This window comes from Pedobacter zeaxanthinifaciens, from assembly GCF_003313335.1.
Lineage (GTDB): Bacteria > Bacteroidota > Bacteroidia > Sphingobacteriales > Sphingobacteriaceae > Pedobacter > Pedobacter zeaxanthinifaciens.
Window position 1 is genome coordinate 30,182 of sequence record NZ_QMHP01000018.1, and the last position, 7,921, is coordinate 38,102.

A 7,921-nucleotide genomic window follows, 5' to 3' on the forward strand; every position below is an offset into this window, starting at 1 on the left:
CCCCAAACCCATTAAGGGCTGTTAAATTTAAAATGTGAATTTGTTAATCCCAGTTACAGGATAAGGTTAATAGTCGCCTATAGTTTCTTTGATTTGCCCTAGTGCGCTTTCCAACTGATCGTTGTTAGGAGCTGAGCCATGCCACTTATGTGTACCAACCATAAAGTCGACACCATATCCCATCTGGGTGCTCATTAAATTCAAAATAGGTTTTCCTTTGCCTGTTAAAGATTTAGCATACTCCAAGCTTTTCAAGATTTCTTCCATGTTGTTGCCATTAGAAGTAATTACATGCCAACCGAAAGCTTCAAACTTGGCTTGTAGGTTTTCCAGCGAAAGCACTTTCTCCGTTGGTCCATCAATTTGCTGTCCATTGTAGTCAACACTTGCAATAATATTATCTACTTTATTGTGTGGTGCAAACATGAAAGCTTCCCAGTTTTGACCTTCCTGCAATTCTCCATCTCCCAAAAGAGCAAACACTAATGAGTGATCGCCATTTAGCTTTTTGGCTAATGCGGCGCCAATTGCAACTGAAAGTCCCTGGCCTAAAGAGCCTGACGCTACACGAATTCCGGGTAATCCCTCGTGTGTAGTGGGGTGTCCCTGAAGTCTCGAATCAAGTTTTCTAAAAGTTTTAAGCTCACTTACATCAAAATAACCCGCTCTTGCTAACACGCTGTACCATACCGGAGAAATATGCCCATTTGATAAAAAGAAAAGATCTTCATTTTTACCATCCATGTTAAATTCAGGATTATGGTTCATTACTTCAAAATAGAGTGCCGTAAAAAAATCTGCACAGCCTAAAGAAGCTCCAGGGTGCCCAGATTGTACTGCATGTACCATTCGCAGGATATCTCTTCTCACTTGTGAGGCAATATCTTCTAGTTCACTGATTGTATGTTTCATCAAAAAAAATAATTATATGTAATGTAACAAAGTTAATCTAAATATCCATTTGTTAACTATCTGAAAGCCAATTTTTATAGCTTTTAAGTTTGAACTATCATTGTAGTTTTCCACATTTTAAATAAATTTTAATAGAAAAATGTTGATAAGTTTGTAATAATGAAAAATATACTCTTATTTTGAGTAACTATTTACCCAAAAATCAACGAACTAACATTTACGCTTATGAGGATTTTTACCTTCTTAACATTCTTGTTTTTTACATCAATGGGCTTTGCCCAAACGGGCAATATTGGCATAGGTACAAGTACGCCTAATGCGAAATCAATCCTTGAAATATACTCAACCGATAAAGGTATTTTAATTCCCAGATTAACTGATACGCAGCGAGAAGGCCTACAAACTACAGGTACTTCTAATGCAGCACTTAATGGTTTGCTCATATTTAACGTTACAACTAATAAGTTTAACGTTTGGAATGTGAATAAATGGGAAGAGCTAGCTACTGGTACTGGTACAGTTGGTCCGCAAGGTCCCATTGGCTTAACTGGTCCGGCCGGCCCGGCTGGTCCTCAAGGGCCTAAAGGTGATGCTGGTGCTGCCGGTGTTCAAGGTCCAATTGGTTTAACAGGTGCTGCAGGTCCTGCTGGTCCTCAGGGACCGAAAGGTGATGCTGGTGCTACGGGTGCTCAAGGCCCAATTGGGTTAACAGGTGCTGCTGGTCCGGCCGGTGCGCAAGGAATTAAAGGTGATAAAGGCGACAAAGGGGATAAAGGCGAAGCTGGTGTGGATGGCATTAATGGAGCTACTGGACCACAAGGTCCGCAAGGCCCAGCCGGAACTAATGGGGTTAACGGTAATAAGGGTGATCAAGGGGATAAAGGTGATAAGGGCGACAAAGGAGATCCAGGGAATAATGGTACGAATGGTGCTGTATGGTCTAATGGTAATTTAAACCCACCAGTATCGGGATCTGAACCGGCTGGATCAAAGGATGGCGATTACTACCTGAATAACAATAACGGTAAAGTTTTTATTAGAACGGCCAGTGCATGGCAAGAGGTTGCAAATTTAACTACTGGTGTAGTTGGGCCTGTTGGTCCAGCTGGTGCGCAATGGTATAATGGTACGTTAAGCCCACCTGCTACTGGTACCGAGCCAAGCGGAACAAAAGAAGGTGATTTATACTTGAACAATAATTCTGGGAGTGTTTTCAAGCGTCAAGCTGATGGTACTTGGATATCAATTGCCAATTTAACTACTGGTGTGGTGGGGCCACAAGGTCCTCAAGGTGCTGTTGGAGCAACTGGCCCTCAAGGGGCTCAAGGTGCCAAAGGTGATAAGGGCGATGCTGGAGTTGCGGGTCCTCAAGGTCCTGCTGGTGCTCAAGGTGCAATTGGCCCGGCTGGTCCAACGGGCTTAACAGGTCCGGTGGGTCCTCAAGGTCCCATTGGCCTAACAGGTGCTACTGGTCCACAGGGTGCCAAAGGCGATAAAGGAGATACTGGTGCGGTTGGCCCGCAAGGTCCTACTGGCTTAACAGGTGCTACTGGTCCGCAGGGTGCCAAAGGCGATAAAGGGGATACTGGTGCAGTTGGTCCGCAAGGTCCTATCGGTTTAACTGGCCCTCAGGGCGCTAAAGGGGATAAGGGAGATACAGGAGCGACTGGTGCCGTAGGTCCGCAAGGTCCGATTGGTTTAACTGGTGCTACTGGTCCAGCAGGTCCAACTGGCGCAAAAGGTGATAAAGGAGATACAGGTTCTGTTGGCCCTCAGGGTGCCATTGGTTTAACAGGCCCTCAGGGTGCAAAAGGCGACAAAGGGGATACTGGAACTGTTGGTCCGCAAGGTCCAATTGGTTTAACTGGTCCTGCGGGTCCTAAAGGAGATACCGGCGCTGCTGGTCCTCAGGGCATACAAGGTCCTGCTGGTGCCACTGGTCCTGCCGGCCCACAGGGTACTAAAGGAGATAAAGGAGATACTGGTGCGACTGGAGCTGTTGGCCCAGCAGGTGCACAAGGTTTGCAGGGTTTAAAAGGTGACAAGGGAGATAAAGGTGATACTGGCGCTGCTGGTGCTGTTGGCCCTCAAGGTCCAATTGGCTTAACCGGTGCTGCTGGCCCAGCTGGCCCAACAGGAGCTACTGGCGCCACAGGGGCAACGGGTGCAACTGGCCCTAAAGGTGATAAAGGCGATAAAGGTGATCAGGGAAATGTTGGTCCGATGGGGCCTCAAGGTGCTCAAGGAGACCCGGGTGAACAAGGCCCGGCTGGTCCGCAGGGGCCTTCTGGAAGTGCAAGTGCTTGGTTGCGAAATGGCAACGGAATGGGTAATGTTGGTGGTACTACAAATCCCGGTGTAAATGATGATTTTGTTGGTACAACTGATGCTAAAGATGTTGTTTTTGCTGCGAACAGAAAAGAAGGTTTTAGGATAGCTACTGATGGAAAAGTTCGTATTGGCGTAACTGGAAGCTACGTTACAGCGGTACATAAAGCGGCACTAACGGCCGATTTACCATCTATCGCTTCAAAAGCATCATTCAAACAAAACTTTACGCTAGCAGGAGTAGCTCTTGATGCAAGCGTGGCTGTTTCTTCGAGTATTGAGCTGCCTAACGGATTGGTAATTGCTTATGCTCGGGTAGTTTCAGCAAATACCATCGAAGTTAAGTTTACTAACGTAGGTGATATTGCAATTGACCTTGCTTCAGCTACCTTTTACATAAGCGCAGTACAGTAATGAAAATCAGGCTTGGACATATATGTTTCGCCGCTGTACTATGCCTAGCTAATAGTGCAAAGGTTTCGGCACAATTAGTCAATAATGGCGTTAATGTATTTATTGGTCAAAGTGCACTTTTATATGTGGATGCTAAGGTAGTTAACAACAAAGGCGCTATATTGAATAAAGGTGAAATGATCATCAACGGCGATTGGGAAAACAATGATGCCTCAGGTGTATTCCACTACTTGTCCTCCGGTTCTGTGATGTTTACTGGAAGGAACGTGGTTTTTTCAGGAAGTTCTGGTACTTCTTTCCCAAGATTGGTGTTGAAGGGTAGCGGGCTGTTCTTAATGAACACCGACTTATACGCTAAGCTTTCGTTAGACTTGGATAATGCAGAGTTAAAAACAGGCGATAATCGTTTTGTTTTAGAAAATAATGATGCCAACTCACTATTTGTTAACAACGGATTTACTACTACTGGTGCTAAAGGTGCCTTGGTGAGATGGGCAAAAGGAAGTGACTTTTATCTGTACCCGATGGGCTCGAGTAAGTTGGGCATCAAACGTTTCGTGGGTATATCTCCAAAATCAACTACGGATACTTATGTAGGTGTTTCATTTGTAGATAACGATGCCAGCAATGACGGTTATAGCAGATTGAACAAAACTGCTGCCGTTACCGAGGTTAACGAAGGATATTATCATGTAATAACGCAGCTTAAAGGAGTCAATTTACCTTTAGATTTATCATTTTACACAACCGCTTCCGAAAAATTTAGTGGTTTGGTGAGTTGGGCAACTAAAAATCAATGGGATAGGCTTGTGCCAGTTACATTGCAGGACAATGCAACTATCAGTCCGGGGCTAACCAAGTCTTTCACCTATAAGTCTTTTAATTTAGGTGCTGATGCCAGTGTGCCAATAGCCTTTGCTAACGTAACTAACGCAAGTCCGCTGAATTTTTATAATGCATTTTCACCTGATGGAGATGGTAAAAACGATACTTGGGAAATTAAAAACATAGATGCTTTTCCGGATAACGATTTGAAAATTTTTGATAGGTCTGGGAACTTAATTTACAGGATGAATGGCTATAGTTCATCCAAATATTGGGACGGACAAAATGCACCCTCTGGTACTTATATCTATATTTTGAGGGTGAAGATAGATGGCAAGGATGAGTATTTCAAAGGTTCAATTACCATGGTTAAAAACTAGGAAGATGAGAAAATTTTTACTCCTGCTTTTGATAGTGCTTGGCCCGTTTGCGGTATTGGCACAAAACGAGGTTACGTACAGTCAATATATGTTCAATAACCTTTTGGTGAACCCTGCTTATGCTGGCTACAAGGAAGATCTTAATATCAATCTGCTCAGCAGAAATCAATGGATTGGTATAAAAGGTGCCCCAGTAACTCAATCTTTAATTGCCGATGGTGCGTTTTTCCACAACAATAATGTTGGATTGGGTTTGTCTATCATGAATGATCAAGTTGGGATTCAGGGCCAAACCTCGGTGATGGCTAACTACGCTTATCGTTTGCAGGTAAATTCCAAATCAAGGTTAAGTTTTGGTGTTGGCTTGGGGGCTGTGCAATTTGCTTTAAATAGTGATAAAGCAGTCATCGGCGATCAAACTGATAATGCATTTGCGGGCACACAAAATTACCTTTCTCCAGATGCAAAATTGGGGATACATTTTAGTAATGATAAGTTTTACGCTGGCATATCAGCAAATAATTTGCTAACTACTGCGCTTAATAAAAATAAACAGCAAGCAAGATTCATCGCTTTACCACCTATCCACATTTTCTTAACAGCTGGTACTATTATTAGTGTTAATGAAAATGTGAAGTTAAAGCCTTCATTTATGCTGCGAGATGACCCTGAAAGTATGGGTAATTTCGATGTAAACGCATCTTTTTTGTTCAAGGATGTTTTGTGGCTAGGGGCATCATATAGGATGGGTGTTGATATGTGGAAAAATACTAACAATTTAAATGCAACTTTTCAACAAAATTCGCTTGTTGGATTAGTTGAAGTTTTTGTTGCAAAAAAGTTCAGGATCGGATATGCTTATGACTACAGTCTGTCAGACTTAAATTCATATTCGTCGGGTAGCCACGAGATCTCTCTGGGTTACACAATTGGAAATAAAAATTACAAAAACACTGCTTTAACTTCTCCGCGGTACTTTTAACGCAGAGTTATATGACATTTAAGAAGTTTTTCAGAGTTTTTTCCCTTTTCCTACTTATTTATCTACTGCCATCGGTACTATTCTCCGACGATATCAAAGAGGCTGACAAGCTTTACAAGCAGCTTGATTACAAGTATGCACTGGAGATCTACGAAAAAGTCATGAAAGCAAATCCTAGTGCAGAAGTTGCGCAAAAGATTGCTAATTGCTATAGATTTATCAATAATACAGAAGCTGCGGAAATTTGGTATAAAAAGGCTGTTGCCTATCCTGATGTTCCCGCGGATAACTACAAACATTTGGCTCAGGCACTTAAGCAAAATGGAAAGTTCGATGAAGCTGCAGCCAATTTTAAGATTTGGGGACAAAAAAATCCTACACAAGCTGTTGAGGCTGAACGCTTGGCCAATATGTGTACAACTGCTAAAACATGGTTTGATAACCCAGATATTGGCGCAGTGGTTGAAAATGAAATCGGTTTAAACTCTGAAAACTCTGATTTTAGTCCGGTAAAGTTTGGTAATGATATTCTATTGATTTCTGATAGGTGGCAAAAAAATAAAAAAGGCGAGGAAATTTATGGCTGGACCGGAAATCCTTACTTGAAAATTTACGACATCTCCTTAGCTAAAAAAGAAGCTAATTTAGTAAAAGGCACCATCAATAAGGGATTTCACAGCGGTCCTTTAGCTGTTTATCCTACACTTGATACCATTTTATTTACCAGGGCAGTAATGTCAACCAATAAAAATGCTAAAGTTGGCGATGCGGGCAAGCAATACCTTTTAATGGCGGTAAAAAAAGGCGATGAGTGGATTGCCAAGGATAAATTGCCATTCAATAACGATGGTTCATTTTCAGTTTTACATCCAGCTTTATCGCCTGATGGCAAGATTTTATATTTTGCATCAGATATGCCTGGTGGTTATGGTGGCATGGATTTATATTACTCGGAGAAAATGGCTAACGGTGCTTGGAGTAAGCCAATCAATTGCGGCGCTACTATTAATACAAGTGAAGATGATGTTTTTCCAACGGTAAGGCAGGATGGTAAGTTTTACTTTGCCTCTAGGGGACATATTGGAATGGGTGGTTTAGATATTTTTTTGGCAGTAGGTATTCGTAATAGTTTTAAAGATGTAGAAAATCTGCGTGCACCGATAAATTCGCCGAAGGATGATTTTGGTATTTTATTCAATAACGACTTAAGCACAGGCTATCTTTCAAGCAATAGAAATGGAGGCGTAGGCTTAGACGATATATATCGATTTAAAACTGGTATCAAGCAAGAAAATCCGAAGGAAAGCATTTTTGCGGTAAATGGTTTGGTAATTGAAAAGGGGACTAACACTCCCATTGCAGGCTTAGAGATTTTACTGATTAACAAAGATAAAGGGACTGAAACGAAAGCATTTTCAGACGCTGATGGGAAATTTTCTTTTAAGCTTGATAAGGAAACTGACTACCTGGTAAAAGGTGATCCGTTGCAATATTATACTACACAAACCGGAGAAATATCAACAAAGGGCGCAAGTCAATCTACCATTTATGATATCAAGTTTGAGTTGGAGCGCTCAAAAGATGTGTATACCATTAAACTCAATAATATCTTTTATGATTTTAATAAGTGGAATATTAGGAAGGATGCTGTTGCTGATTTGAATAAGGTAAACGATTTCCTAACGAGTATGCCGAATGTAAAAATGGAATTGGTGGCACATACAGATGCTCGTGGCTCTGCCGCTTATAATCAAGTGTTATCGGACAAAAGAGCCAATAGCGCAAAGGATTATTTATTGAACAAAGGGGTAGGTGTTGATAGGTTAACGGCGGTAGGTAAAGGAGAAACGGAATTACTAAATCAATGTACTGACGGTGTAAAATGTACCGAGGCACAACATCAGTTGAACAGGCGTACGGAGTTTAAAATAGTGAAGGTGACACCTGTACTTGCCATGACGCAAAAGGCTAGTCATCAACTGAATTAAATCGTTTTATTTAAGGTAAAAAGCAAGAAATCCCTCGGTAATGGACTGCCCCCAAAAAGTTAGACACTTAATGGGGGCATTTTTATGAGTAG

General features: G+C 41.9%; 5 protein-coding genes. 4 read left to right on the forward strand and 1 reads right to left on the reverse strand.

The genetic code is table 11. The annotated features are described in order from the left end of the window. Window positions 1-66 precede the first annotated feature (66 nt). On the reverse strand, window positions 67-912 hold the full coding sequence (locus tag DUT68_RS18095) for a transketolase (RefSeq protein WP_113639647.1): 846 nt from the start codon (window positions 910-912) through the stop codon (window positions 67-69). A 225-nt stretch (window positions 913-1,137) separates the two neighbouring features. Between DUT68_RS18095 and DUT68_RS18425 the strand changes: the two genes are divergently transcribed. From DUT68_RS18425 to DUT68_RS18125, 4 genes are read left to right on the forward strand one after another with little or no spacing between them, the layout of a single operon-like run. Then, a complete protein-coding gene (locus DUT68_RS18425) occupies window positions 1,138-3,654 on the forward strand; it encodes a collagen-like domain-containing protein (protein ID WP_157960917.1) in 2,517 nt (838 codons plus the stop codon). Continuing rightward, window positions 3,654-4,859, forward strand: a complete 1,206-nt coding sequence (locus DUT68_RS18115) for a gliding motility-associated C-terminal domain-containing protein (RefSeq protein WP_113639649.1) — start codon at window positions 3,654-3,656, stop codon at window positions 4,857-4,859. Before DUT68_RS18425 ends, DUT68_RS18115 begins: the two co-directional genes overlap by 1 nt. Before the next feature lie 4 nt (window positions 4,860-4,863). Further along, window positions 4,864-5,841 (forward strand): PorP/SprF family type IX secretion system membrane protein, encoded by a 978-nt coding sequence (locus DUT68_RS18120; protein WP_157960918.1) that lies wholly within the window; start codon window positions 4,864-4,866, stop codon window positions 5,839-5,841. Between the two features lie 11 nt (window positions 5,842-5,852). After that, complete coding sequence (locus tag DUT68_RS18125) at window positions 5,853-7,829, forward strand: OmpA family protein (RefSeq protein WP_113639651.1); 1,977 nt, start codon at window positions 5,853-5,855, stop codon at window positions 7,827-7,829. The last annotated feature ends 92 nt before the right edge of the window (window positions 7,830-7,921 follow it).

What these genes read in the sequence shown, in the direction of transcription:
- DUT68_RS18095 (WP_113639647.1), bottom strand. Translation starts at nt 912, where the DNA reads ATGAAACATACAATCAGTGAACTAGAAGATATTGCCTCACAAGTGAGA.
- DUT68_RS18425 (WP_157960917.1), top strand. Translation starts at nt 1,138, where the DNA reads ATGAGGATTTTTACCTTCTTAACATTCTTGTTTTTTACATCAATGGGC.
- DUT68_RS18115 (WP_113639649.1), top strand. Translation starts at nt 3,654, where the DNA reads ATGAAAATCAGGCTTGGACATATATGTTTCGCCGCTGTACTATGCCTA.
- DUT68_RS18120 (WP_157960918.1), top strand. Translation starts at nt 4,864, where the DNA reads ATGAGAAAATTTTTACTCCTGCTTTTGATAGTGCTTGGCCCGTTTGCG.
- DUT68_RS18125 (WP_113639651.1), top strand. Translation starts at nt 5,853, where the DNA reads ATGACATTTAAGAAGTTTTTCAGAGTTTTTTCCCTTTTCCTACTTATT.